The 26,202-nt window shown below is 71.7% G+C and carries 23 protein-coding genes; 12 read left to right on the top strand and 11 right to left on the bottom strand.

Annotated elements, in window-relative coordinates:
- Positions 1 to 5 precede the first annotated feature (5 nt).
- Both chrA and arsC read right to left on the bottom strand, forming a co-directional pair.
- Positions 6 to 1,190: a chromate efflux transporter gene (chrA, locus tag FHS87_RS10765; protein WP_456306612.1), complete on the bottom strand. Its 1,185-nt coding sequence runs from the start codon at positions 1,188 to 1,190 to the stop codon at positions 6 to 8.
- A gap of 218 nt (positions 1,191 to 1,408) precedes the next feature.
- Positions 1,409 to 1,846, bottom strand: a complete 438-nt coding sequence (gene arsC, locus FHS87_RS10760) for an arsenate reductase (glutaredoxin) (protein WP_312861963.1) — start codon at positions 1,844 to 1,846, stop codon at positions 1,409 to 1,411.
- A 303-nt stretch (positions 1,847 to 2,149) separates the two neighbouring features.
- Here arsC and fumC point away from each other — a divergent pair, with 303 nt between their 5' ends.
- The 12 genes from fumC to phnE (FHS87_RS10700) all read left to right on the top strand — a co-directional run bounded on the left by fumC (position 2,150) and on the right by phnE (FHS87_RS10700) (position 19,187).
- Entirely contained in the window at positions 2,150 to 3,571 is a 1,422-nt protein-coding gene (gene fumC / locus FHS87_RS10755) for a class II fumarate hydratase (RefSeq protein ID WP_184517595.1), read from the top strand.
- 409 nt (positions 3,572 to 3,980) lie between these two features.
- On the top strand, positions 3,981 to 5,567 hold the full coding sequence (locus FHS87_RS10750) for an ABC transporter substrate-binding protein (RefSeq protein ID WP_184517593.1): 1,587 nt from the start codon (positions 3,981 to 3,983) through the stop codon (positions 5,565 to 5,567).
- An 18-nt stretch (positions 5,568 to 5,585) separates the two neighbouring features.
- On the top strand, positions 5,586 to 6,554 hold the full coding sequence (locus FHS87_RS10745) for an ABC transporter permease (protein ID WP_456306611.1): 969 nt from the start codon (positions 5,586 to 5,588) through the stop codon (positions 6,552 to 6,554).
- Entirely contained in the window at positions 6,551 to 7,390 is an 840-nt protein-coding gene (locus tag FHS87_RS10740) for an ABC transporter permease (RefSeq protein WP_184517588.1), read from the top strand. Before FHS87_RS10745 ends, FHS87_RS10740 begins: the two co-directional genes overlap by 4 nt.
- The gene (locus FHS87_RS10735) at positions 7,387 to 8,988 is read left to right on the top strand and encodes an ABC transporter ATP-binding protein (protein WP_184517585.1); all 1,602 of its coding nucleotides are present in this window, start codon (positions 7,387 to 7,389) and stop codon (positions 8,986 to 8,988) included. Before FHS87_RS10740 ends, FHS87_RS10735 begins: the two co-directional genes overlap by 4 nt.
- 91 nt (positions 8,989 to 9,079) lie before the next feature.
- Positions 9,080 to 10,030, top strand: a complete 951-nt coding sequence (locus FHS87_RS10730) for a tripartite tricarboxylate transporter substrate binding protein (protein ID WP_184517582.1) — start codon at positions 9,080 to 9,082, stop codon at positions 10,028 to 10,030.
- A gap of 335 nt (positions 10,031 to 10,365) precedes the next feature.
- Positions 10,366 to 15,048, top strand: a complete 4,683-nt coding sequence (locus FHS87_RS10725; RefSeq protein WP_184517579.1) for a PAS domain-containing protein — start codon at positions 10,366 to 10,368, stop codon at positions 15,046 to 15,048.
- A gap of 107 nt (positions 15,049 to 15,155) precedes the next feature.
- Complete coding sequence (locus tag FHS87_RS23395; protein WP_221299781.1) at positions 15,156 to 15,479, top strand: DUF2934 domain-containing protein; 324 nt, start codon at positions 15,156 to 15,158, stop codon at positions 15,477 to 15,479.
- 132 nt (positions 15,480 to 15,611) lie between these two features.
- Entirely contained in the window at positions 15,612 to 16,415 is an 804-nt protein-coding gene (phnC, locus tag FHS87_RS10715) for a phosphonate ABC transporter ATP-binding protein (RefSeq protein WP_184517574.1), read from the top strand.
- 48 nt (positions 16,416 to 16,463) lie between these two features.
- On the top strand, positions 16,464 to 17,369 hold the full coding sequence (phnD, locus tag FHS87_RS10710; protein WP_184517571.1) for a phosphonate ABC transporter substrate-binding protein: 906 nt from the start codon (positions 16,464 to 16,466) through the stop codon (positions 17,367 to 17,369).
- Positions 17,370 to 17,436: 67 nt separating this feature from the next.
- On the top strand, positions 17,437 to 18,327 hold the full coding sequence (phnE, locus tag FHS87_RS10705; RefSeq protein ID WP_184517568.1) for a phosphonate ABC transporter, permease protein PhnE: 891 nt from the start codon (positions 17,437 to 17,439) through the stop codon (positions 18,325 to 18,327).
- Positions 18,324 to 19,187, top strand: coding sequence for a phosphonate ABC transporter, permease protein PhnE (gene phnE, locus FHS87_RS10700; protein ID WP_184517566.1), 864 nt, complete (start codon positions 18,324 to 18,326; stop codon positions 19,185 to 19,187). Before phnE (FHS87_RS10705) ends, phnE (FHS87_RS10700) begins: the two co-directional genes overlap by 4 nt.
- Positions 19,188 to 19,223: 36 nt before the next feature.
- Here phnE (FHS87_RS10700) and phnN read toward each other — a convergent pair whose 3' ends face one another.
- Genes phnN through phnF form a run of 9 tightly spaced genes read right to left on the bottom strand, consistent with a single transcriptional unit; the run spans position 19,224 to position 26,170 of the window.
- Complete coding sequence (phnN, locus tag FHS87_RS10695) at positions 19,224 to 19,766, bottom strand: phosphonate metabolism protein/1,5-bisphosphokinase (PRPP-forming) PhnN (RefSeq protein ID WP_184517563.1); 543 nt, start codon at positions 19,764 to 19,766, stop codon at positions 19,224 to 19,226.
- Positions 19,763 to 20,467 carry a phosphonate C-P lyase system protein PhnL gene (phnL, locus tag FHS87_RS10690; RefSeq protein WP_184517560.1) on the bottom strand — a complete coding sequence of 235 codons (705 nt, stop codon included), beginning with the start codon at positions 20,465 to 20,467 and terminating at the stop codon, positions 19,763 to 19,765. Before phnL ends, phnN begins: the two co-directional genes overlap by 4 nt.
- Entirely contained in the window at positions 20,464 to 21,240 is a 777-nt protein-coding gene (gene phnK, locus FHS87_RS10685) for a phosphonate C-P lyase system protein PhnK (protein WP_184517557.1), read from the bottom strand. Before phnK ends, phnL begins: the two co-directional genes overlap by 4 nt.
- Positions 21,237 to 22,094, bottom strand: coding sequence for an alpha-D-ribose 1-methylphosphonate 5-phosphate C-P-lyase PhnJ (locus FHS87_RS10680; RefSeq protein ID WP_246418310.1), 858 nt, complete (start codon positions 22,092 to 22,094; stop codon positions 21,237 to 21,239). The genes phnK and FHS87_RS10680 overlap by 4 nt, the downstream gene beginning before the upstream one ends.
- The gene (locus tag FHS87_RS10675; protein WP_184517554.1) at positions 22,091 to 23,194 is read right to left on the bottom strand and encodes a carbon-phosphorus lyase complex subunit PhnI; all 1,104 of its coding nucleotides are present in this window, start codon (positions 23,192 to 23,194) and stop codon (positions 22,091 to 22,093) included. Before FHS87_RS10675 ends, FHS87_RS10680 begins: the two co-directional genes overlap by 4 nt.
- Before the next feature lie 4 nt (positions 23,195 to 23,198).
- Positions 23,199 to 23,816, bottom strand: a complete 618-nt coding sequence (gene phnH / locus FHS87_RS10670; RefSeq protein ID WP_184517551.1) for a phosphonate C-P lyase system protein PhnH — start codon at positions 23,814 to 23,816, stop codon at positions 23,199 to 23,201.
- Positions 23,813 to 24,262: a phosphonate C-P lyase system protein PhnG gene (gene phnG / locus FHS87_RS10665; protein WP_184517548.1), complete on the bottom strand. Its 450-nt coding sequence runs from the start codon at positions 24,260 to 24,262 to the stop codon at positions 23,813 to 23,815. Before phnG ends, phnH begins: the two co-directional genes overlap by 4 nt.
- Positions 24,259 to 25,431, bottom strand: a complete 1,173-nt coding sequence (locus tag FHS87_RS10660; RefSeq protein ID WP_184517545.1) for an alpha-D-ribose 1-methylphosphonate 5-triphosphate diphosphatase — start codon at positions 25,429 to 25,431, stop codon at positions 24,259 to 24,261. The genes phnG and FHS87_RS10660 overlap by 4 nt, the downstream gene beginning before the upstream one ends.
- Positions 25,418 to 26,170, bottom strand: coding sequence for a phosphonate metabolism transcriptional regulator PhnF (gene phnF / locus FHS87_RS10655; protein WP_184517542.1), 753 nt, complete (start codon positions 26,168 to 26,170; stop codon positions 25,418 to 25,420). The genes FHS87_RS10660 and phnF overlap by 14 nt, the downstream gene beginning before the upstream one ends.
- Between the last annotated feature and the right edge of the window lie 32 nt (positions 26,171 to 26,202).

Below are 26,202 nucleotides of genomic sequence, written 5' to 3'. Positions count from 1 at the left end.
TTGCTCTACAGCATCGCCGCAGCGATGCCCGCGATCCCTGTCGCCACCACCACCAGCCAGGCTGGAACCCGCCAGAGGACAAGGGAGGCAAAGGCCAGCAAGGCGATCGAGAAATCGAGCGGGGTCCGGATAGTCGATGTCCAGATCGGCTGGAACAGCGCCGCGGCCAGAATACCGACCACCGCGGCGTTGACGCCCAGTAGGGCGGCCCGTGCCGCCGGGCGCCGCCGCAAGGCATCCCAGAACGGAAGCATCCCGTACATCAGAAGGATGCCCGGCAGGAAAACGGCCAGCAGGGCCAGGAGGCCACCCGTGATGCCGTTGGGCGGCATGGACTGTGCCGCGCCGAGGAAGGCCGCGAAGGTGAAGAGCGGCCCGGGCACCGCCTGCACCACGCCATAGCCCGCCAGGAAGCCATCCGCGGAGATCCAGCCCGTCGGTACCATGGCCTGCTCCAGCAACGGCAGGACCACGTGGCCTCCGCCGAAGACGAGCGATCCTGCGCGGTAGAAGGCATCGATCACCGCCATGCCATGGGCACCGGTCATCGCGGCAAGCAGTGGAAGACCGGCCAGCAGGAGGACGAAGAGAACGAGGGAGGACAGCGCCGAGCGGCGCGGCACCCGGACGGGCAGGACGGCGTCAGGCGCTCCCGTATCGGCGTTGCGGTACAGCGCCAGCCCCGCCGACGCCCCGAGGATGACGCCGATCTGGGTCAGGGCGGAAGGCAGGAGGAGCACGAAGACGGTCGTGAGGACGGCCAGCGTGGCGCGCGGCCTGTCCGGGCAGAGGCTGTTGGCCATTCCCCAGACCGCCTGCGCCACCACGGCGACCGCGACCAGCTTGAGCCCGTGAAGGAGGCCGGCCCCGGCCCCGCCGGCCAGGGCGCCGACACCATGGGCCGCCAGCAGCATGATGACCGCCGAGGGGATGGTGAAGCCGATCCAGGCCGCGGCCCCGCCGGGCAGCCCGGCGCGGAGCACGCCCAGGGCGAAGCCGACCTGGCTGCTCGCAGGTCCGGGCAGGAACTGGCCCAGGGCCACGAGGTCCGCGTAGCTCTTCTCGTCGAGCCAGCGGCGGCGCTCGACGAACTCCTCGCGGAAGTAGCCGAGATGCGCGACCGGGCCACCGAAGGAGGTCAGGCCGAGCCTCAGGAAGACCAGGAGAACCTCGAGGAAGGAGTTTCGCACGGACGCTTTCTCCGTCATGTCGCCGGCCGGGGCCCGGGCGTCTCCCGGGGCGGATCCACCCTGTGCCGGGCCTGGTCAACCCCGGCCCGGCCGAACCCGCGCTCGTGCCGGACAGGCCAAAGCAGTCCGGCAGCCCGGGTGGGGCAGGGGGGGCGGGCCATGTCCGGCGGTGTCGGGTGCCACCGATCGGCTCGGCTCAGCGGTCTGGCACGAGGCGCCTACGCATTCGTCCCCGGCGAAACGCGGCGGCCCTGGTCGTCGATGACGCGTTCGCCGTCCTCCTTCCTGAAAGCCGCCCTCTGCGGGCTCGGAAGGATGCTCAGCACCGTTTCCGAGGGCCTGCAAAGCCGCACGCCGATCGGCGTCACCACGATGGGGCGGTTGATGAGGATGGGGTGCGCCATCATGGCATCGAGCAACTGGTCGTCGGTCAGGGAGGGATCGCCGAGGCCGAGCTCATCATAGGGCGTGCCTTTCTCGCGAAGGACGTCACGCACCGGGACATCCATGCGCCGGATCAGCTCGGCCAGCCGCTCGCGGGAGGGCGGTGTCTTCAGATACTCGACGATCTCCGGCTCCAAGCCGCTGTTCCGGATGAGGGCGAGGGTGTTGCGGGACGTCCCGCAGGCCGGGTTGTGATAGATCGTGATGGTCACGATGGCAGCTCCTCGATCTGTCGTTCGGGCGACGCGGCGGACAGGAGGCGGGGCGCGGCTCCCGGATGCCCGCAGGTCCCGGGCATGGGCGCAGATCCTTCTCCTGTCGAGGCCCTTGGAGGCAGCGGGGCCGGGCAGGGCCCCAGCGCCTGAGCGACCGCCAGGGGCTGGATGGGCAGCGCTGCCCGGCCGCCGAGAACCGATCGCCGCGCCGGGCGTTGTGCGCCGGGGGATGGTCCGGCTCCGGCACGTCGCGGGCGCCAGTCCACGTCCCGGCAGATCCCGCCCGAAGTGGAGGACAGAATGGCAGACGAGCGCAACCCGGACGCAGGCTTCAGGACCGAGACGGACTCGATGGGCGGGGTCCAGGTTCCGGCCGACCGCCTCTGGGGCGCCCAGACGCAGCGGTCCCTCGTGAACTTTCCCATCGGCGTCGAGCGCTTCCGCTTCGGAAGGCCGGTGATCCGCGCCCTGGGCATTCTCAAGAAGGCCGCGGCGCTGGCGAATGCGGAGCTCGGCCAGCTCCCGCGCGAAAGGGCCGACCTCATCGTGCGCGCCGCGCAGGAGGTGATCGAGGGCCGGTGGGATGCGGAGTTTCCCCTCGTGGTGTTCCAGACGGGGTCCGGCACCCAGACCAACATGAATGCGAACGAGGTCATCGCGAACCGCGCCATCCAGATCGCGGGCGGCCAGCTCGGCTCAAAAAAGCCCGTCCACCCAAATGACGACGTGAACCACAGCCAGTCCTCGAACGACACCTTTCCCACGGCCATGCACATAGCCGCGGTGGAGGTGCTGTCCGAGGTTACCATTCCTGCCGTGCGGATGCTGCGCGACACGCTGGACGACAAGGCGCGCCAGTTCGGAGAGGTGGTCATGGTGGGCCGTACCCACCTGCAGGATGCGACCCCGGTCACGTTGGGCCAAGTGATCGGCGGATGGGTTGCGCAGCTCGACGACGCCGTTGCGACGATCGAGCACGCGCTGAAGGGTCTCTACCGCCTCGCGATCGGTGGCACGGCCGTAGGCACGGGCCTCAACGCGCATCCTCAATTCGGCGAGGCGGCCGCGCGCGGGATCGCGAGCGAGACAGGGCGGCCGTTCGTGTCTGCGCCGAACAAGTTCGCGGCTCTCTCCGCCCATGACGACCTGGTGAACAGCAGCGCCGCGCTCCGAACGCTGGCGGGGGCGCTCATGAAGATCGCCAACGACGTGCGCTGGTACGCCTGCGGCCCGCGAGCAGGCTTCGCAGAACTGCGGATCCCGGAGAACGAGCCCGGCTCCTCGATCATGCCAGGCAAGGTCAATCCGACCCAGAGCGAGGCGATGACCATGGTTGCCGTTCAGGTCTACGGGAACGACGCTGCCGTCGCCTTTGCGGGAAGCCAGGGAAACTTCCAGCTCAACGTCTACAAGCCCGTCATGGTGCACAACGTGCTGGAGTCGGCCGAGCTCATCGCCGATGCGTGTCGCGCCTTTGACGAGCACTGCGCGCGAGGCATCGAGCCGAACGAAGGGCGCATCCGTGAGCACCTCGAGAACTCGCTCATGCTGGTCACCGCTCTCAACCCGCATATCGGCTACGAGAAGTCGGCCAAGATCGCCATGGCGGCCTATCACGACGGAACCACCCTGCGTGAGGCCGCCCTCAAGCTCGGCCATGTCACGGGCGAGCAGTTCGACGCATGGGTGCGTGCGGAGGAGATGACCGGGCCAAGGTCCTGATCTCCCGCTTGTCACGAGCGGCGTGCGGGCCCTTCTGGGGCACGCCGACAGCCAGGCGGGAACGGGGCAGGGGACCTGGTCTGTCCCGTGCCGGTAAGAACTTCCGCGCCGCTCTTGCAGTTGCGGTGCGCGATCTAGAGACGGCTGCCATCAACCGCCGGTGGTAGGCAGGTGATTGTCCTGCTGGTGCTTCGGGTTGCGCGGGAATCCTGAGCGCGAGCTGCTTGTCCGGACGTCCCGAGACATTTCCTCCGGGAAAAGCGGAGATCGAAGGCAGTACTCGCGCCAGCATGCACCCCGAATAGGCATGGCGCTGCCAGAGACCCTGTTATAGGCCTCGCTCGCCTCTTCCCTGGTCAGCAAGTTTCGGCCTAGCGTTCGCGGGCTTCGACCGACGGGAGATGCTGCGATGAACCTGACGCGCCGCAACCTGCTAGCGGGGGCGGGATCTGCACCCCTCCTCCTGAGCGCACAGGAGGCCCTGTCCCAGGGTGCGCAGCCGAAGCGAGGCGGGGTGCTCAACATCATCCTGAACCCAGAGCCGCCGATCCTGCAGATCGGCGTCAACAATCAGACGCCCACCCTCATCTGCGGCACGAAAATAACACAGGGACTGCTGAAGTTCTCGCCGAGCCTGGATCCGCTGCCGGAGCTCGCGAAAAGCTGGACCGTGAGCCCGGACGGGCTGGAGTATGTCTTCAGGCTCCAGGAGAACGTTAAATGGCACGACGGCCGGCCCTTCACGGCCGAGGATGTCATCTACTCCGTCATGACATTCAACCGGGAGATTGCACCGCGCCTCCGAGGCGTGCTGTCAGGGATCGGTGAAGCCGCGGCGCCCGATCCCCATACGGTGCGCTTCGTCCTGAAGCAGGCCTTCCAACCTTTCCTGCTCTGCTTCGACGCCACTGCCCTGCCGATCGTCGCGAAGCACATCTATGACGGCAACGACATCCGCTCGAATCCGGCGAATGCTCGCCCGGTCGGCACGGGGCCGTTCCGTTTCGTGGAGTGGCAGCGCGGGAATTTCGTTCGGATGGAGCGGTTCGACGACTACTGGAAGCCGGGTCAGCCCTATCTTGACGGCATTCTCTGGCGCGTCATCCCGGACGGGCAGAGCCGCCGGCTGGCCATCCAGTCCGGGCAGGTGCAGATGACCACGGCCACGGATATCGAGCCTTTCGACATCCCCGCCCTGCGGCAAGCGCCGAACCTCAATGTCACGACCAGGGGCTGGGAGTACTTCTCGCCGTTGTTCTGGTTCGAGGTAAATCACCGTGTGAAGCCGTTCGACGACAAGCGCGTGCGTCAGGCGATGAGCATGGCGCTGGACCGCAACTTCATCGTGAACCGTCTCTGGTTCGGCCTGGGTAAGGCAGCGACCGGGCCGGTTGCTTCCACCACGCGGTTCTACGAGGCAGACGCCAAGCTGCCACCCTTCGACGTCAGCAAGGCCAGAGCTCTCTTGGACGAAGTCGGCCTGCGCCCGAACGCACAGGGCATCCGAGGCTCCTTCAAATACGTCATCCCGCCTTACGGGGAAATCTGGAACCGGATGGGCGAATATTTCCGACAGGCCATGAGGCAGATCGGCTTCGACGTAACTCTCGAATCGACCGACGCAGGAACCTGGGGGTCGCGCGTCGCGAACTGGGATTACGAGGCAACGTCCAACGTGCTCTACCAGTACGGAGATCCTAGCCTGGGCGTCGAGCGCAGCTACGTGTCATCCAACATCCAGAAGATCCTCTTCACGAACACCGCAGGGTACTCGAATCCGAAGGTGGACGAGCTCTTCGCCAAGGCACGGGTGGCAGCGACCGAAGCCGACCGTCGTGCCGCCTTCTCCGAGGTTCAGAAGATACTGGTGGACGATGTTCCCCTGCTCTGGGTCGTGGAGGTGAACTATCCAACCGTTACCGATAAGCGGCTGCACAATGCCGTCCAGCTCGGCACCGGTGACCACGCTTGCTACGACGACGTGTTCCTGTCCTGAGCCATGGAGCTCTCACGCTTGCCCGGCTTCGTCCTGCGCCGGATTCTGAAATCGGTTCTTGTCGTGCTGGCTATCGTGGTCTGCAATTTCCTGCTCATCCATGCGGCGCCGGGCGATCCGGCGACCGTCATGGCCGGGCAGTCGGGCGCGGCGGACCCGCAGTACATGGAGCAGCTTCGCCGCCAATTCGGCCTGGATCAGCCACTGACGACGCAGCTCTGGATTTATCTTCGGGGCGTGCTGCAGCTCGACCTCGGGTATAGCCACAGGCAACAGGCAGGGGTGGCCGGGCTGATCGCGGATCGGCTGCCCGCGACATTGCTGCTCACCGGCGCTGCGTTTCTCATCGCGATCGCCGGCGGGGTGACCGCCGGTGCCCTGGCCGCGCGCCGCGCGGGCAGTTGGGCAGACAGCCTCATCACGGTCATCGCGCTCGCCTTCTACGCAACGCCGCTCTTCTGGGTCGGGCTGATGCTCGTCCTGCTCTTCAGCGTGTATCTGGAATGGCTGCCCAGCTTCGGGATGAGCGATCCCGGCCTCGCCCTGACCGGGCCGGCGCTCTGGTGGGACGTCGCCCGGCACCTCGTGCTGCCGGCGGTCACCCTCGGCCTCTTCTACCTCGCCGTCTATGCGCGCCTCACCCGCGCGGCGATGCTGGAGGTGCTGGACCAGGACTTCGTGAAGACAGCCCGCGCGAAGGGCGTCCCGGAGGGGCGCGTGCTGCGGGCACATGTGCTCCGCAACGCTCTCCTTCCGGTCATCACCTTCGCGGGCATCCAGGCGGGCCAGCTCGTCGGAGGATCCATCCTGGTCGAAACGGTCTTCGCCTGGCCCGGCATCGGCAGACTCGCCTTCGAGGCGCTCCTGGCGCGCGATTACCAGGTGCTGATGGGAGTGTTCTTCGTGACTTCCGTCGTCGTCGTCCTCTTCAACCTCCTCACGGATGTCCTCTACGCGCTGATCGATCCGCGGGTGGAGGTCGCGTGACGGGTCTTCTCCGCCGCTTCACCCGGCATCCCGGCGCCGTGATCGGTGCCGTGGCCCTGCTGCTGGTGCTGGCTCTCGCCCTGCTCGCGCCCCTGCTGTTCCCGGGAAGTCCCTGGGACATGGCGGGCGCGCCTTTCTCTCCGCCGGGCGAGGATGGAATGCTGCTGGGATCGGACAGCCTGGGCCGCGACGTCGCTGCCGGCATCGCCTATGGCGCGCGCGTCTCCCTGATGGTCGGGGCCGTTTCCACCATCGTGTCCATCCTGATCGGGGTCGCGTTGGGAGCCCTCGCGGGCTATCTCGGCGGCGTGGTGGACGACGCCGTGATGCGCTTCACGGAGTTCTTCCAGACGATCCCCTCCTTCGTCCTGGCCATTCTGCTCGTCGCGATCTTCACGCCGTCCATCACATCGATCGTCGCTGCCATCGCGATCGTCTCATGGCCACCGGTCGCCCGCGTGGTAAGGGCCGAGTTCCTGAGTCTCCGGGGCCGTGAATTCGTGCAGGCCGCGGAGGTGCTCGGCAAGAGACCGCTCAGCATCGTGCTGACCGACATCCTGCCCAACGCCCTCTCGCCCATCATCGTCCTGGCCTCGCTCAACACGGCCAGCGCGATACTGCTCGAGAGCTCGCTGTCCTTCCTCGGCCTCGGTGATCCGAACCTGATGTCCTGGGGTTTCCTGATCGGCTCGGGGCGGTCCGTCATCCGGATCGCCTGGTGGATGAGCGTGTTTCCCGGAATTGCCATCTTCATCACCGTGCTTGCGCTCAATCTCATCGGCGAGGGCCTGTCGGACGCCATGAACCCGCGGCTGAGAAAGCGGGGCGCGCCATGAGCCTCCTGTCCGTGGAGGGCCTGACGGTCGGGCTGCCGAAGGGCGGGGACCGGGCGAACGCGATCGAGGATGTGAGCCTCACGCTCGCCCCGGGCGAGATCCTCTGCATCGTGGGTGAGAGCGGGTCGGGCAAGTCGATGACGGCGAACGCGGCCATGGGGCTGCTGCCGCACGGGTTGCCGGTGAGGTCCGGCCGCATCCTGTTCGAGGGCAGGGACCTGCTGACCACACCGCCCGAGGAGATGCGGCGCCTGCGCGGGTCACGCCTCGCGATGATCTTCCAGGAGCCCATGACGGCGCTGAACCCGCTCATGCGGGTGGGCGACCAGATTGCCGAGGCGATGCGCGTGCACGGCGCCGCGGCGGAGGCCGCGAGGCGGGTTCCCGAACTGCTCGAGGCGGTCAACCTGCCGGATCCCGGGAACCTCGCGCGCTCTTACCCCTTCCGGCTCTCCGGCGGCCAGCGGCAGCGGGTGATGATCGCCATGGCGCTTGCGCTGGAGCCGGCCCTGCTGATCGCGGACGAGCCGACGACCGCGCTCGACGTGACGACGCAGATGCAGATCCTGCGCCTGATCCGGGAGGTGCAGGGCCGGCGCGGGACGGGGGTGATGTTCATCACCCACGACTTCGGCGTGGTGGCCGAGATCGCGGACAGGGTGGCGGTGATGCAGCGCGGCCGCGTGGTGGAGAGCGGCACGGCGGCCGAGGTGCTGAACGCCCCGCGGCACGACTACACCCGTGCTCTCATCGCTGCCGTTCCGCGCGGGAGTGCCGCGAAGCGCGAGGCCGTGGCGCCCGGCGAGCCGATCCTTTCCCTGCGCGGCGTGCGGAAAACCTATCATCGCGGCGGCGGGTTGTTCGGCAAGGGCCAGTCCTTCAAGGCCGTCCACGACGCGGACCTGGATCTTCGGCGCGGCGAGACGCTCGGCATCGTCGGCGAGAGCGGCTCGGGCAAGTCCACCCTGGCCCGCGCGATCGTGCGGCTGGTGCGCCCGGAGGAGGGGGAGATCCTGTTCCACGGCACCGATCTGCGGCCGCTCGGGCGGGAGGCGTGGAAGCCTTTCCGGCGCCGCATTCAGATGGTGTTCCAGGATCCCTATGCCTCGCTGAATCCGCGCCGGTCCGTCGGCGAGGCGATCGCGGAAGGGCCGGTCACCCACGGTGTCCCGCGCGCTGCCGCGCTGGAGCGCGCGCGGGAATTGCTGCGTCTCGTGCAGCTCGATCCCGGCGCCATGGACCGCTACCCCCATGAGTTCTCCGGTGGGCAGCGGCAGCGGATCGGCCTGGCGCGCGCCCTGGCCATGGAGCCGGAGCTGCTGATCGCCGACGAACCCGTCTCGGCGCTCGACGTCTCGGTGCAGGCGCAGGTGCTCGCCCTCCTGGCGGACATCCGCAAGCGCCTGGGCCTCACCATGCTCTTCATCACCCACGACCTGCGCGTCGCGGCCGAGATCTGCGACAGGGTGGCGGTGATGCAGCGGGGCGCGATCGTGGAGCAGGGCGCGACGGCGCAGGTCTTCGACGCGCCGAGGCACGCCTACACCCGCGCGCTGCTGGAGAGCATCCCCGGGAGAGGCTGGACGCCTCCCGTGTGACGCCCGCCTCTGGTCACGGCGTGCGACATCCCCCTAGTCTCCCCGCACCGATAACGGGGAGGACGATATGGCAGTCGGTTGGCGGTGCGCGTTGCGGCGCCGGGGCGTTGGTTCCCTCGCTCTCCTGCTGATGGCCCTGGCCACGGGCGCGGCGGCGCAGGAGAGCTATCCCTCGCGCCCGGTCCAGCTGATCGTGCCCTATCCCCCGGGCGGCAACACGGACCTGATGGCGCGCGCCCTGCAACCCGCCCTCTCGCAGGCGCTCGGCCAGAGCGTCGTCATCGTGAATCGCGGCGGCGCCTCGGGCACGATCGGCGATGCGGAGATCGCGCGGGCGAGGCCGGACGGCTACACCATCGGCCTCTCGCCCAACACGCCGCTCACCGCGCAGCCGCATCTCGTGCCGCTGAGCTACTCGCTGGAGAGCTTCCGGTTCCTCTGCCTCGTCTATGACAACCCGCAGGTGCTGGTGCTCGGGCGCGACACGCCGTTCCGCGACATCGCGGGCATGGTCGCCTATGGCCGCCGGGGCAAGGAAGCGCTCGTCTTCGGCTCGCCGGGGCAGGGGAGCACGCAGCACATCCTCCTGGCCCGGCTGTTGCGCGGGGCCGGGGTGGAGGCGCTGCACGTCCCCTTCACCGGCGCGGGGCCGATGGCGCAGGCCGCGCTCGGCGGGCAGATCATGGCCTTCGTCGAGAGCCCCTCGATCCCCGCCTCCACCGGCCTGCCCGTCGCCGGGGTGTTCAACGCGGCACGGGTGCCCGGCCTGACGGAGGTGCCGACGGTGACGGAGGCCGGCTATCCCATCGTCGGCAGCTCGGCCGGCGGCCTCGTGGCCCCGGCGGGTCTGCCGGACAACGTGGCGGCGGCGATCCAGCGCGCCTGCGGCGAGGCCGTGGCCAGCGAGAGTTTCCGCACGGCGGCGGTGCGGCTCAACTCGGTGCCGAGCTATCTGAGCGGGGCGGAGTTCCGCGCGCGCTTCGCCGAGGAGAGCGAGAGCAACAAGCGCGTGCTGCAGGAACTCGGCATCGCGCGCGAATAGGCCTGGCTGAACCGGTCGCGGGCCTGCGCTGTCGCAGGTCCGCGGCTCCGGAGGGCGGGGAACAGCCGCACCGGGGCGGGGCCCCGGTCGCCCCGGCCGGACGCTCACGAGGGAACCGGGGCGCCGGGATTCCCGTCGCGACATGTTGACTTTGCCCTGCCCGGCTCACATGGTCTCCGCCCCGTGATGGCGGCCGGGGCTTCACGCCTTGGAGCGGTCGCCGTAGTCCAGGGTGAGCAGCTTTGCCGCTGAGGAACGAGCAGGGTCAGGCATCCTTGAGCGGTTCCCGCCCCATGGACGTGGGGAACAGGGAGCCATCCGCGCGGGCACGGCCCGTGCCGGCAGACACGCCACGCCAGGGCTCGCCTCTCTCCCTCCGGCTCGTCCTCCTGGTCGGCGCCGTTTCCGTGCCTCTCATCCTCCTCGGCGCCGGCGCGCTGAGGCTCGAATACGAGGCGGACCGCGACAGGGCCGAGACTCAGCTCGTCGAGCAGGCGCGAAGCCTCGCGCGGCTCGTCGATGGCGAGTTCGACCGCGTGGAAACCGCGGCGCTCACCCTGGCGGCATCCTCCGCGCTCGCCCGCGGGGACCTGTCCGCCTTCGCCCAGGAGATGAGCGCGGCGCGAAACCTGATCTCCGGCGGCGGCACGGAGATCGCGCTGTACGACCTGTCGGGGCTTCGCCTCCTCGGCCCGGCCCGGCCCGGGGAGGAGACGCGGCGGGACGCGCCGGACCTTGCTTATGTCCGCGCCGCCATCGCGAGCGGCCAGCCCCGGAAATCGGACCTCATCGCCCTCCCCGGGGGGAAGGGGGTTGCCGTCGGCGTCGCCGTTCCCCTCACGGCCGGCGACGAGGCGACGCGATCGTCCGGGGCCATCTCCGTCACGCTGCCGCGGGCCCGGCTGCTGGACATCGTCACCGCGGCGAGCCTGCCGCCCGGCGCCTTTGCCTCGGTGCAGGACCGCCAGGGCCTGACCGTCGCCCGCTCCTTCCGCGACGCTGAGACGCTGGGCAAGCTGCCGATGCCCGCGGTGCTGGAGGCGATCCGCGGCGCCCCGGCCGGCCTCGCCCCGCGCGGCACGCGCACGCTGGAGGGCGTGCCCTCGGTGATCGCCTTCGCCCACGCACCGGCGAGCGGCTTCATCGTGAAGCTGGACGTGCCGGAGGAGGTGTTTCTCGCGCCCTTCCAGGCAGCGCTGCTCCGGGCGGTGCTGGTCGGCGGCGGCGTGCTGGCGGCGGGGCTCGGCCTCGCCCTTCTCAGGGCCCGCCGCATCGTCGCCTCCTTCGGCAAGGTCGCCGAGACGGCGATGGGGGCGGGTGCCCCGCCCGGCACGACCGGCCTGCGCGAGGCCGACGACCTCGCCGCTGCCCTCTCGGCCGCGATCGCCGGGCGCGAGCGCGCCGATGCCAGCCTGCGCGCGCTTTTCGAGAGCAGCCCCATCGGCGTCATCATCTCCGACACGGGTGGGCGGGTGCACGAGGCGAACAACGCCTTCCTCCGCATCATCGGGCGCGACCGGGCCGACCTGGAAGCCGGCCGCATCCGGTGGGACGAGATCACGCCGGACGAGTGGATCGGCCGCGATGAGCGGGCGATCGCCGAGGCCGTGGCGCGCGGCCGCTGCAGGCCCTACGAGAAGGAGTATGTCCGGCCGGACGGCACGCGGGTGCCGGTGCTGCTCTCCTTCGGCCTCACCGACCGCGCGATCGGCCTCGCCGCCACCTTCGTCGTGGATCTCACCGCGCGACGCGAGGCCGAGGCGGCGCTGCGCGACAGCGAGGAACGCCTGCGCCTCGCCCAGGAGGCCGGCGGCATCGGCGCCTGGGAGTTGGATCTCGTCACGGGCCTCCGCCACTGGTCCGACACGGCCTATGACCTCTGGGGGCTGGAGAGGGGGCGGCAGGTCACGGCGGACCTGCTGATGGGCCTCATCCACGAGGATGACCGGGAGCGGGCGGGCGCCGCGCTCGCCCGCGCGCGGACGCTGGAGGGGCCCTTGCCGGACCTCGAGTTCCGCATCCGCCGGGCGTCGGACGGCGCGGTCCGCTGGATCAACTCCCACAGCCGCATCGTCGCCCGCGACGAGGCGAGCGGGGTCGGGCTGCGCCAGATCGGCGTGATGCGGGACGTCACGAAGCGCCGGGAAGCGGAAGCGGCGCTGCGGGAGGCGAAGGAGAGGATGGACCTCGCGCTCCAGGGCACGGATGCCGGGCTCTGGGACTGGAATGTCGAGACGGGCGAGGTCTGGTTCAGCGAGCGCTGGTGCACCATGCTCGGCTACGCGCAGGGAGAGATCGAACCGCATATCCGCTCCTGGGAGCGGCTGGTCCATCACGACGACATGCCCGCCATCACCTGGGTATTGGAGGACCACCTCGCCGGGCGCACGCCCCTCTACGAAGGCGAGCACCGCCTGCGCCACCGTGACGGCCACTGGGTATGGGTGCTCAGCCGTGGCAAGCTGGTGGAGCGCGGCGAGGACGGAAGGCCGCTGCGCGCCGTCGGCACGCATCAGGACATCACCGCCCGCCGCGCGGCGGAGGACGCGCTGCGCGAGAGCGAGGCGCGCTTCGCCCGCGCCGTCTCCGTGGGCGGCATCGGCACCTGGGACTGGGAGGCGGCGACGGACCGGCAGGTGAACTCGCCGGGCTTCGAGGCGCTCTACGGCCGCGCGCCCGGGGAGGTCGGGAGCAAGAGCGACTTCCTCGCCCTCGTCCACCAGGAGGACCGGGCGGCGGTGGAAGCGGCGATCGGCCGCGCCGTTGCCGGAGGGGAGGGGGAAGGCTTTGACGTGGAGTACCGCATCCCACTGCCCGGAGGCGGATTCCGCTGGCTCCGCTCCCAGGGCGCGGTGACGCTGCGGGGCGAGGACGGCGCGCCGCTGCGAATGAGCGGCGTGGTCACCGACGTGACCGAGCGTGCCGAGGCCGAGCAGGCGCGCATCGAGAGCGAGGCGCGCTTCCGCGCCGTCGCGGACGCCATGCCGCAGATGGCCTGGTCCGCCGGGCCCGATGGCCGCACGGACTACTGGAACGCGCGCGCCTACGAGTTCACCGGCCGCGACCCCGGCACCCTCGGCAGCTTCGCGCGCGAGGACATCATCCACCCCGACGACCTCCCGGCGCTGCGCGAAGCCTGGAACCGGGCGAGGGAGACGGGCGAGCCCTTCGAGATGGAGCACCGCCTGCGCTACCGCGACGGGACCTATCGCTGGGTCCTGGCCCGCGCCCTCGCCGTGCGGGGTACCAGGGGCGAGGTCCATCGCTGGTTCGGCACCTCCACCGACATCTCCGAGATCGTGGCCGCCCGCGCCGCCGCCGCCCGCCAGGCGCAGGAGCTGGAGGCGCGGGTGGCCGAGCGCACGCGCGCGCTGAGCGATGCGGCGCAGGAGCTGCGCGCCGAGATCCAGCGCCGGGAGGAGGCGCAGTCCGCGCTGCTCCAGGCGCAGAAGCTGGAGGCGTTGGGCCAGCTCACTGGCGGCGTCGCGCACGACTTCAACAACGTGCTCGCCGCCGTCTTCGGGAGCTACAGCCTCATCCGCCGCCGGACGGACTCGCCGGCCATCCTTGAGGTCGTGGCCCGCGGCGAGCAGTCGGCGGAGCGGGCGCGCAAGCTCGTGTCGCAGCTCCTGACCTTCGCGCGGCGGGGCGAGCTGCGCCCCGAGGTCCTGGACCTCGCCTCCGTGATGCTGGGCGCCGAGGACCTGATCTGCCACGCCATCGGCCAGGGCATCCGCTGCGCGCTGGAGCTGCCGCCCGGGATCTGGCCCGTGCTGGCGGACGCGCACCAGTTGGAGGTCGCGCTGCTCAACCTCGCGGTGAACGCACGGGACGCGATGGAGGGGCAGGGCACCCTCACCATCGCGGCGCGCAACCTGCCGCGGCCGGAGCGCCCCGCGCATCTCCCGCCCGGGGAGTATGTCGAGGTCGCCGTGCGCGACACGGGCGCGGGCATGCCGCCCGAGGTCGTCGCCCGCGCGACCGAGCCCTTCTTCACCACCAAGCCCCAGGGCAAGGGCACCGGGCTCGGCCTCGCCATGGTCCACGGCTTCGCGGTGCAGAGCGGCGGCGCGCTGGCGATCGAGAGCCGGCCGGGCGAGGGAACGGCCATCCGCATCATCCTCCCCCGCGCGGCGCTGGAGGACGAGGGCATCGACCTCGGCGAGGATGAGGGGCCCGACGCCGCCCTGCACGGCAACGCCACCCTCCTGCTCGCCGAGGATGACGAGCAGGTGCGCGCGATGACCGCGGCCCTGCTGCGCGAGCTCGGCTACACCGTGGCCGAAGCCGCCAATGCCGAGGCCGCCGCGGCGCTGGTACACACGCTGGACCGCTGCGACATGCTGGTGACGGACGTGACGATGCCCGGCGTGGATGGTCCCACCCTCGCCCGCCGTCTTCGCGCGGAGCGGCCGGACCTGCCCGTGCTCTTCCTCACGGCCCATTCGCCGGGAGCGGAGCAGCCGCCGGGCCCGGTGCTGCGCAAGCCCTTCGGCATCCCCGCGCTCGGCGCCGCGGTGCTGGAAGGGCTCGGGCGCTGGTCCCGCCCCAGCGCGGGGGACGAGCGGCTGCTCGCGCGGCTCCGCACCCCGGCGATGCGCCGCCTCTACCTCGCCTGGGAGGCCGCACGGAGCGGGCCGGCCGTGCTTCCCCGTCCGGGGAGCGTCGATCCCGCCGCCTTCGACCTGTTGCCGCACAGCTTCGTCGCCGACGTCCTGCCCGGCGAGCCGCCCCGGTTCAGCTATCGCTGGGTGGGAGAGGCGCTGGCGGAGCGGCTCGGCCATCCCCTGCCGGGCGGCATGGCGACGCCGGGCGCCCAGGCGGAGGTGCTGGGCTCGCTGGAGGGCGCCTATCGCCGCTGCGCCCGCACCCTGCGGCCGCTCTACCAGGCGGCGCGCTACGACCTCGGGGATGGCGTGCCCCTGAGGTTCGAGCGGCTGATCCTCCCCGTCTCGGCGGATGGGCGGGAGCTCTCGGAGCTGATCGGCGTCGCCCTGTTCGACGACGCCTCCCCTTGAGGGTCCGGGCCGCCTTTCGGCCCTGAGTCCCGCTCCGGGATTGCGACAGGTGAAAGCCGCCCAGCGGCGCACCATGTCAGAATCCTCCTTTACCCGGATGGGACGCCATGCAGGACGATCGCCGCGTACGTGAACGGGCCCATGCCATATGGGAGCAGGAAGGCCGGCCCGAGGGACGGGAGCAGCAGCACTGGTCCCAGGCCGAGCAGGAGGTCGGTTCCGAGGGGCAGCCGCCGGCGACGCCCCCCGGGGACACCTCCGCCTCTCTCTCCCAGGCCGGCCTGAACCCCGGGGACGAGGCCGCGCCCGGCACGCCGGGAACCGGGGACGGCATCTGCCCGGAATGCCAGGGCACGGGGCGCGTCGCGAAGGGCGCCTGCGGGAATTGCGGCGGCACGGGGATCATCGTCCAGGGCATCGCCGGCGGCTGATCTAGGGTCGGCCCGCCGGCACCGGCGGGCCGACCTCCCAAGGGTGACCTGAGTGGCGGCGGGAAGTGTCGTCACCGATCCGTCATCCCGCCGTCATCGGCCGGTCAGCTGAGCGGGCTAAGTCGCCGGCCCATGCTCATCATCGAAGGCCTCACCCGCCGCTACAACGGCCGCATCGCGGTGGACGATGTCTGCCTGGAGGTGCCGCGCGGCAGCTTCGTCGGCGTGATCGGCCGCTCGGGCGCGGGCAAGTCCACCCTGCTGCGGATGGTCAACCGCCTCGCCGATCCCAGCGCCGGGCGCGTGCTCTGGGACGGGCGGGACGTCACGCGGCTGCGCGGGCGGGAGCTGCGGGACTGGCGCGGCCGCTGCGCGATGGTCTTCCAGGGCTTCAACCTCTCCGGCCGCCTGGACGTGCTCACGAATGTTCTGATGGGGCGGCTGAACCACGTCTCCACCCCGCGCGCGCTCCTCCGCCTCTGGTCCGCCGAGGACCGGGCGATCGCCCTCTCGGCGCTGGAGCGGTTCGACATCGCCGAGCTGGCCTCGCAGCGCGCCGAGAGCCTTTCGGGCGGGCAGCAGCAGCGCGTCGCCATCGCTCGCGCCCTGGTGCAGGAGCCCGATATCATTCTGGCCGACGAGCCCATCGCCTCGCTCGACCCCCGCAACACGCGCATCGTCATGGACGCGCTGGCGCGCATCAACCGCGACTTTGGCATCACCGTGCTGTGCAACCTGCACGCGCTCGACATCGCACGGGGCTATTGCGACCGGCTCGTCGGCCTCTCGGCCGGCCGCCTCGTCTTCGACGGCCCGCCGGGCGAACTCGACGCGGAGGCGGCGCGCAAGCTCTACGGCCTGGAGGGCGGTGCCGCGGGCGGGGCTGGCCCGAGGCCGGAGCGTGCGTCGCCCGCGCCCCTGCTGCTCCCGAACTGACCACGGGCGGGTAGCACCTCGCCCGCCGATCCACAGGAGTTGACGAAAATGCTGAACCGCCGCGCCCTCATGGCGGCCACCGCCGCCCTCGGCACCCCGGCCATCGCCCGTGCCCAGGCGGGTTTCGCCTCCCGCTTCCCCGAGCTCGTCTTCGCGATCATCCCGTCGGAGAACGCGTCGGGCGTCACCGAGCGCTGGGCGCCCTTCACCGACTATCTCTCCCAGCGCCTCGGCACGAAGGTAACGCTCCGCATCGCGAACGACTACGCGGCGGTCATTGAGGGGCAGCGCGCGGGCAACATCCACATCGCCTCCTACGGCCCGTCCTCCTTCGCGCGCGCGCTGATGACGGGAGCGCGCATCACCGCCTTCGCGATCGAGGTGAATCTCGACGGCACGAAGGGCTACCACTCCGTCTTCTACGTGAAGGCCAGCAGCCCCTATCAGAAGATCGAGGACCTGCGCGGCAAGAACCTCGGCCTGGTGGACCCGAACTCCACCTCCGGCAACAACGTGCCGCGCTTCGCCCTGAGCAAGATGGGCATCACGCCGGAGAGCTTCTTCGGCCGCGTCGTCTATGCCGGGAGCCATGAGAACGCGGTGATCGCGCTCAACCAGGGCACGGTGGACATGTGCGCCAACTGGTGGAACGACGAAACGGAGAGCAACCTGCTCCGCATGGCGCGCAAGGAGATGGTGAGGGCGGAAGACTTCCGGATCATCTTCAAGTCCGAGCAGATCGTGAACTCCCCCATGGCCCTTCTCGACAGCCTGCCGCAGGACCTGCGCAGCGCGATCCAGGCGGCGGTGCTGGAGATGCCGGAGCGCGATCCCGCCGGCTTCCGCCGCATCACCGACGGCAAGCAGGCGCCCTGGCAGCCCGCGACGAACGCCGACTACAACCCGATCATCGAGCTGAACCGCTTCGTGGACGGGCTGCGCCGCCGCAACTGATCGCCCTCGGCCCCATGCCGCGCCGGTTCCCGCCGGCGCGGCCCACGCGTTACCAGGAGCCGAGTCATTGGCCACCTCGCTGACCCGCCTGCCCGATGACCGCCTGTCGGAACTGCTCGACGGCTACCGCGCCGCCTCGCGCGGGCCCCGCCGCCGGGCGCTGGCCCTGGCCCTTGCTGTCGCCGCGCTCGCCCTCCTGGCCGGGCGCGTGGCCGAGGTGGATCCCGCGCGGCTCCTGGAACATGGCGGCGCCTTCTTCGGCTATTTCGACCGCATCACCGCGCTCGAGGGCGGCGGCGGCCGTGTATGGACCGACCCGGCCGAGTGGTTCTGGGGCTGGCACAAGTGGCTGCCGCTTCTCGGTGACACGCTGCTGATCGCCTATGTCGGCACGGCGCTCGGTGCGATCGGCGGGGGGCTGCTCTCCTTCGTCGCGGCGGCCAACCTCATGCGGAACCCCTGGGCGCGCGGCGCGGCGCGGCGCTTCCTCGAATTCTGCCGGACGGTGCCGGACATCGTCTTCGCGCTCGTCTTCGTCATCGCCTTCGGCCTCGGCCCCGTTCCGGGCGTGCTGGCGCTCGCGATCCACAGCATGGGCGCGCTCGGCAAGCTCTTCTCGGAAGTGGTCGAGAACATCGACATGCGGCCCGTGGAGGGCGCGATGGCTTCCGGCGCTTCATGGCCCGCGATCGTGCGCTTCGCCGCCCTGCCGCAGGTGCTGCCCGGCTTCGCGAGCCTCGCCCTGCTCCGCTTCGAGGTGAACGTGCGCCAGGCTTCCGTCCTCGGCTTCGTCGGCGCGGGCGGCATCGGGCAGGACCTGATCGAGGCGATCCGGAAGTTCTACTACAACGATGTCGCGGCGCTGCTGCTGCTGATCATCCTGACCGTGATGCTGATCGATCTCGGCACGGAGCGGCTGCGCCACCGCCTGATCGGCGGCATGGAGAGCCGCGCATGAGCCGCCCCGCCTCGCTGCACGATGCCGCCATCGCCGATCTGGCCGGCATCACCGCGCGTCATCCAGCGGTCTTCCGCGCGCTCCCGCCCGCCCGCCTCCGCTCGATCGCCCTGTTCCTGGCCGCGGCGGGACTGCTGGGCTACGGCCTCTGGCGCCTGGAGTTCGCGCCCGCGCGGCTGGCGAGCGGCTTCGGGCAGCTCGTACACTTCCTCGGCCTGATGCTTCCACCGGACCCCGGAAGCTGGTCCCGCGCCCTGCTCGTGCTGCGCGGCCTAGCGGAGACGCTGGCCATAGCCTTCCTCGGCACGCTCGGCGCGGCGGCGATCGCCCTTCCGCTCGGCTTCCTCGCGGCCAGGAACACCTCGTTCAACCGTCTCGTCCACTTCCTCTCCCGCCGTGTCCTGGACGGGATCCGCGGCATCGACGCGCTGATCTGGGCGCTGATCTGGGTGAGCGTGGTCGGGCTCGGCCCCTTCGCGGGCGTGCTCGCCATCCTGACGAGCGACATCGGCACCTTCGGCAAGCTCTTCTCGGAGGCGATCGAGGCGGCGGACCGCAAGCCGGTGGAGGGCGTCGCGGCCTCGGGCGGCGGCAGGCTGCACGGCATCCGCTTCGGCGTCCTGCCCGCCGTGCTGCCGGTCATGGCGGGGCACGTACTCTACATGTTCGAGTCCAACACTCGTTCCTCCACGATCATCGGCATCGTGGGCGCGGGCGGGATCGGGCTGATGCTGTCGGAGATGATCCGCACCCTCGAATGGGGCGCGGTCTCCTTCATCGTGCTGCTGATCCTCGTGATGGTGATGGCGATCGACGCCGTCTCCGGCCGGCTTCGCGCGGCGCTGATCGGGCGTCGCTGAGGCGACTGCCGGGCGCCTTCGCGCGCCCGCGCCGGATCAGGCAGCGCGGAGCCCCGCGAGCACGCGCGCGACGCCCTCGTCCAGGCTGCGGTCGTTCACCACTGTCTCCACGTCCAAGCCGGCCGGGAGCGGCGCCTGCCGCGCGAGGCGGCGCGTTACCTCCTCCAGGCTCTCCCGCCCGCGTGAGGCGAGGCGCTCGGCCCGCAGCGGCAGGGGCGCGGTGATCTCCAGCACGCGAAGCGGGAAGCGCGCCGATGCCTCGGGCAGCACGGCACGGGAGAGATTTGCCACCGCCGTTCCCCCGACTGCCAGAACAGCCTCCAGCGGCGCGCGCGGCACGCCGTAGAGCAAGCCGTGCGCTTCCCACGAGAGGGCGAACTCGCCCGCCTCCCGCATCGCGGCGAAGCTCTCCGGCGTCGCCGCGATATGGTCCTCGCCGCCCGCATCGGCGGGGCGGGTCACCACGCGGCGCAGGAAGGCGAAGCCGGGATCGCCCGCCAGCGCGGCGCGCGCGGCCTCCATCAGCGTGTCCTTGCCCGCGCCGGAGGGGCCGACGACGGCGACCAGCCGCCCGCTCAAGCCGCCTCGCGCAGTGGCGCGACCTCCACAACGCGGTGGGCCACGCGGTCCCGCACGTCGAGGTCGTGGAAGATGCCGACCAGCCCCGCGCCGCGCGCCTTCGCCTCGCCGATCAGGGCGATGACGACCTCGCGGTTGGCGGCGTCGAGGCTCGCGGTCGGCTCGTCCAGCAGCATGAGGGGGAAGGGCGCGATGAAGCCGCGGGCGAGGTTCACGCGCTGCTGCTCCCCGCCGGAGAAGGTGGCGGGCGGCAGGCCGTGCAGCCGGTCCGGCAGGTTCAGGCGGCGGAGCAGGGCGCGCGCGCGGTCCAGCGCCTCCTCCCGCGCCATACCGCGCGCGATCAGCGGCGCCGCGACGACCTCCAGCGCCGGCACGCGGGGGATCACGCGCAGGAACTGGCTGACATGGCCGATGGTGTCGCGCCGGAGGGCGTTCACCTCGCGCGGGGGGGCGGTGGCGAGGTCCGAGACGCCCCCATCGGGGCGGCGCAGCAGGATGCTGCCGGCATCCGCGCCGTAATTGCCCTGGAGCAGCCGCATCAGCGTGGACTTGCCCGCGCCGGACGGGCCGGAGAGGGCGACGCACTCGCCCGGCTCCACGGTGAGCGCGGCGTCGCGCAGCACGGGGATGCGGGTGCCGCCCTGCAGGTGCAGGGTGAAGCCCTTCGTCAGGCCCTCGGCCCGGAGGATCCAGCCGGTCATGCCGCGAGCACCGAGGAGACGAGGAGTTGCGTGTAGGGATGGCGGGGATCGTCCAGCACGCGGTCGGTCAGCCCCTCCTCCACGATCCGCCCCTCGCGCATGACGACGAGGCGATGCGCCAGCAGCCGCGCCGCGGCGATGTCGTGGGTGACGAGGGCGACGGCGATGCCGAGGTCGCTCACCAGCCCGCGGATGAGGTCGAGCAGTCGCGCCTGGACGGAAACGTCCAGCCCGCCCGTCGGCTCGTCCATGAAGACCAGGCGCGGGCGCGTGACGAGGGTGCGCGCGATCTGCAGCCGCTGCCGCATCCCGCCGGAGAAGGTGCCGGGCCGGTCGTCGATGCGCGAGGGGCTGATCTCCACCCGTTCCAGCCAGCGCGCGGCCTCCTCGCGGATGCTGCCGTAGTGGCGCGCGCCGGTGGCCATCAGCCTCTCCCCGACATTGCCGCCGGCGGAGACGCCCATGCGGAGCCCCTCGCGCGCGTCCTGCCGCACGAAGCCCCATTCGGTGCGGGCGAGGCGGCGCAGGGCGGGCTCGCCCATGCCGTGCACCTCCATCGATGCGCCGAGAGTATCCCTATAGGTGACGGCGCCGGCATCGGGCCGCGCCTCTCCGGCCATCACGCGCAGCAGGGTGGACTTGCCCGAGCCGGACTCGCCGACGATCGCGAGCACCTCGCCGGGCCAGAGATCGAGCGAGACGCCGTCGAGCGCGCGCACGGCGCCGAAGGAGAGGGAGAGGCCGCGGGCCGAGAGGATGGGATCGTCGCTCATGCCGCCTTCTCCTCGCGCCGCGTGGCGCAGTGATCCGTGTCCGAGCAGACGAAGAGGCGCCCGCCGCGGTCGTCCGTGATCATCTCGTCGAGATAGGTGTCGCGCGCGCCGCAGAGCGCGCAATGGCCGTTGGCGCGCAGCGGCTCGAAGGGATGATCCTCGAAGTCGAGGCTGCGCACCTCGGTGTAGGGCGGCACGGCGTAAAGCCGCCGCTCGCGCCCCGCGCCGAAGAGCTGGAGCGCGGGCGACATGTGCATCTTCGGGTTGTCAAAGGCCGGAATGGGGGAGGGCGCCATGAGGTAGCGCCCGCCCACCATCACGGGATGGTCGTAGGAGGAGCCGACGCGGCCCTGGCGCGCGATGTCCTCGTAGAGCTTCACCTGCATCAGCCCGTAATCGGCCAGCGCGTGCAGGCGGCGCGTCTCGGCGCGGCGGGGCTCCAGCTTGTAGAGCGGCTCGGGCTGCGGCACCTGGTAGACCATCACCTGCCCCTCGCTCAGCGGCGTCTCGGGGATGCGGTGGCGCGTCTGGATCACCGTCGCCTCCGCCGTGCGCTCCGTCGTGCGCAGCCCCGGGGCGACGCGGGCGAAGAAGCGGCGGATGGAGACGGCGTTGGTCGTGTCATCGGCGCCCTGGTCGATGACCTTCAGCGTATCCTCCGGCCCGATCACCGCGGCCGTCACCTGGATGCCGCCCGTGCCCCAGCCATAGGGCAGGGGCATCTCGCGCGAGCCGAAGGGCACCTGGTGCCCGGGCACCGCGACCGCCTTCAGCAGGGCGCGGCGGATCATCCGTTTCGTGCCCTCGTCGAGATAGGCGAAGTTGTAGCCGCTCTCCGGCATTGGGGTGCTCATTCCGCGGCCTCCTTCATTACCGGGGGCATCGCCGGGGGGCTGGCGGCGGCGCGCATGGCGCGCACGATCTCCAGCTCGCTCTGGAAGTCGACGTAGTGGGGTAGCTTCAGGTGCTCCAGGAAGCCGGTCGCCTCGATGTTGTCGGAGTGGGAGAGGACGAATTCCTCGTCCTGCGCGGGCGCCACCACCTCCTCGCCCAGCTCCGCCGCGCGCAGCGCGCGGTCCACCAGCGCCATGGACATCGCCCGCCGCTCCGTGCGGCCGAGGACGAGGCCGTAGCCCCTGGTGAACTGCGGCGGCTCGGTGCGGGAGCCGTGGAACTGATTCACCATCTGGCACTCCGTCACGGTGATCTCGCCGATCTCGATCGGGAAGCCCAGCTCGGGCGGGACGATCTCCACCGTCACCTCCCCCTGGCGCAGCTCGCCCACGAAGGGGTGGTTCGCGCCGTAGCCGCGCTGGGTGGAGTAGGCCATGGAGAGGAGGAAGCCCTCATCCGCGCGGGCGAGGTTCTGCAGCCGCAGCGCCCGGCCGGCGGGGAAGGAGAGGGGGGTGCGGGTCAGGTCGCCCGGCTCGGCTTCCGAGGGTTCCTCACCCGCCATCAGCCCCTCATCGGCCAGCATCCCGGTCACGCGCGGGCAGGCCGCGTCCTCCCCGGGCTCGGCCTCGGGCGCGGGCGGCGGCGCGTGGCCCTCGGCGGCGAGGGCGAAGTCGAGCAGGCGGTGGGTGTAGTCGAAGGTCGGGCCGAGCACCTGGCCGCCCGGCAGGTCCTTGTAGGTGGCCGAGATCCGGCGGCGCACCCGCATCTCCCCCGTGTCCAGCGGCAGGCTCGTGCCGAAGCGCGGGAGGGTGGTGCGATAGGCCCGGAGGAGGAAGATCGCCTCGATCAGGTCGCCGCGCGCCTGCTTGATGGCCAGCGCCGCGAGGCTGGGATCGTGGCAGGACCCCTCCGCCATCACCCGGTCCACCGCGAGGGTGAGCTGCTCCCCGATCTGCTCCGTGCCGATCTCGGGCAGGGCGGGATCGCCGCGCCGCTCCTCGGCCAGCCAGGCATGGGCGTTCGAGATGGCGGCCTCGCCGCCCTTCACCGCGACATACACGGGCTCAGCCCTCCTCGATCCGGGTGGTGCGGGGCAGGGCGGCGACCCGGTCCCCGGCGCAGAGGATCACGTCCACGCCGCGCGGAAAGAGCGCCGCGTTCGCGGTCCGCTCCGCGATGAAGCCGGGCGGCGCGCCGGCGACGCGCAGCCGGTGCTCGCGCTCGATCCCCGGCCCCGTCAGGCGCCAGCCGCTTCCCTCCTCAAGCGCCTGCACCTGGAGGATGAGCGTGGCGGAGAGCTGCGGATCCTCGTCCGTGCCCGCGCGCAGGGCCGCGAGGGGGGGCGGGGTGCCGGTCGCCAGCAGGAAGTCGGCCTCGGCGGGGCCGTCGGCGAGGGGGCAGCCGGCGTGGAAGCGCAGCCAGGCCTCGGCCTCCGCCCCGGCATCGGTGAGGACGGGCGTGGCCGAATCCACCAGGGCCAGCAGGACGGCACCGGCCGCGGGAAGGATCGGCGCCGGGGGCGCGGGCGGGCGCGGGAGGCGCTGCACCCGGCCGGGGCGGGCCATTGCCTCCAGCACGGCCCGGAAGGCCGACTGCGCGTCAAGCACGGGGTCGGCGAAGCCGGGGAGGAGGGTGCCCGCCGTCGCGGCCACGGGGGGCCTGAGCCGATCGCGCGCGCTCATCGCATGTTCGCCATGGTCAGGAATCTCACCCGTGTCGCGGCCGCCTTGCGCGCCGATGCCTCCCGCGCCGCGGCCTGCTCGGCCGCCAGCGGGTCCACCACCGCCCGCATTAGGCCGGGGCGGCGCTCGGGGTCCTGCAGCGCGGCGTCCAGCACCGCGGCCAGCTCGGCCCCGCGCATGTCACGCCCGGCGAGGTAGGCGTGGCCCACCCGCCCGTCCTCCAGCCGCACGGCGCAGCGGGTGACGGTCATCTCGCCCAGGTTGAAGGGCGCGCCGTCGCCGCCGGCGCGGCCGCGCAGCATGGTCAGCCCGATCTCGGGGCCGCGCAGGCGGGAATGGGGCGGCAGGGGCGGGGCGCCCTCCAGCCGCGGGAGGATGCCCTTCGCGCCGGCGCGGGCGAGCACGCCCATCCAGCCCCGGCGCTGCTCGGTGGTCGCCTCGCTCATGCGGCCTCCGCCACGGCGGCGGCGGCGCGGCCGGACCAGCCGTCGGAATGGATCATCCGCCCAGCCCGCCAGACGGCGCGCAGGCGAGGGGCGGCGCCGCTGTCGTCGAGCAGGACGAGGTCGGCCCGCGCGCCGGGCGCGACCGCGCCGCGATCCGCCAGCCCCGCCGCGCGGGCGGGGTTGCAGGTCACGAGGGCGACGGCCTCGTGCAGCGGCAGCAGATCCTCGCGCACCCAGCCGAGCACGGCCGGCAGCATGGCTCCCTGGTGGTAGTCGGCCGCGAGCGCGTCCAACAGCCCGGCCTGCATCACGGAGAGGGCGGTGGCGTTGCCCGTCATCGAGGCGCCGCGCAGGGCGTTCGGCGCACCCATCATCGTCGCCATCCCCAGGCGCCGCGCCTCGGCGGCGGCCTCCAGCGTCACGGGGAACTCGCTGATCGTCGCGCCGAGCCCCTGCATCAGCCGCACCTTCTCCGGCGTGTCGTCGTCATGCGAGGCGATGGGGATGCTCTGGGCGCGGGCCAGCGCCGTCACGCCGCGCGCCACCTCCCAGGCCGGGGGGGCGGCCATGCGCTGGCGGGCGCGGGCCTCGGCGGCGGCGGCGTCCTCGCCATGGGCACGGGTCTGGTAGCGGACATACTGCTCGATGTCCCGGTACTGGCCCTGGCCCGGCGTGTGGTCCGTCAGCGAGACGAGGTGGACGAGGCCGCGCGCCAGCAGGTCCCGCAGCACCGGCTCGGCGCGGGCGACGGTCACCTCGAAGCGAGCATGGACGCGCAGGTCCACCCGCAGCCCGTCCCGCAGCCGCGCCACTGCCTCGATCACGCCGCGCGCCCGGTCCTCCGTGCGGAGATGCGCCCCCGCCTTGCCCTCGGCGAAGGAGAGGCCCGCATAGGCGGTGGTCACGCCCGAGGCGGCCAGCCGCGTGTCCAGCTCCGCGATGGCGACGTCGACGGGGAAGGCGGCCCCGGGGCGCGGCTCCACCTCCTTCTCGATCATGTCCCCGTGCAGGTCCACGAGGCCGGGGATGAGCAGGTGCCCGCCGCCATCCAGCGCGGGGCCGCGCGGCGCGCTCTCGGCCAGCTCCGCGATCCGGCCGCCCTCGATGCGGACGGCGCCGCCGGGGATGACACGGTCCGGCAGGACGAGCCGGAGGTCAGCGATCCACATGAAGGGACTCCTCGCGCGTGGCATGGTCGACCAGGAGCTGCACGCGCTGCCCGGCCCAGAGGGTTTCGGAGAAGGCGATGGGGACGCCCGCCGTGTCGGCATCCACCTTGCGGACGACGAGGACGGGCTGCGCCGCCGGCTGGTCCAGCAGCCGCGCCTCCTCGGCGCTGGGAAGGCGCGCGAGCACGGTGCTGGATACCCGTCGGTAGTCGGTGATGCCGTAGCCCGCGAGCACGGCGCTGGCGCCGCCCGCCCCCGCCCAGGCCTCCGCCATGCCGGGGAAGCGGCGGGCGGGGTAGCAGGCATCGGAGAGGTCGACCGGCACGCCATCGGCGAGGCCGAGATGCCGGACGCGGAAGACCGGCTCGCCCGGCGGGAGGCGCAGCGCCTCCGCCACCCCCGGCGGCGCGGCGGTGTCCTCCACCCCGAGCACCCGGCCCGAGGGCTCCCGCCCCTGTTCCAGCAGGTTCTGGGAGAAGCGCGTGCGGCCGGAGAGCCGGTAGTTCAGCACGGGCGCCTCGCGGACATAGGTGCCGCTGCCCTGGCGCGTGCGGACCAGCCCCTCGGCCTCGAGCGCGGCGATGGCGCGGCGGACGCTGTGCCGGCCGGCGCCGAAGCGGCTCATCAGGGCCGGCTCCGTCGCGAGCCGCGTGCCCGGGGTGAGCACGCCCTCGCGGATCTCCGCGGTGAGCGCGGCCAGGACGGCGAGCCAGTCGGCGGAGGGGCGCAGGTCGGTCATCTCGGGCGGGAGCTTAGCCCGGCCGAGAATTC

Source organism: Muricoccus pecuniae, from assembly GCF_014199205.1.
GTDB classification, from domain to species: Bacteria; Pseudomonadota; Alphaproteobacteria; order Acetobacterales; family Acetobacteraceae; genus Roseomonas; species Roseomonas pecuniae.
Note: the sequence above shows the minus strand (reverse complement) of the source record. Positions and strands in the feature narration are given on the sequence as shown.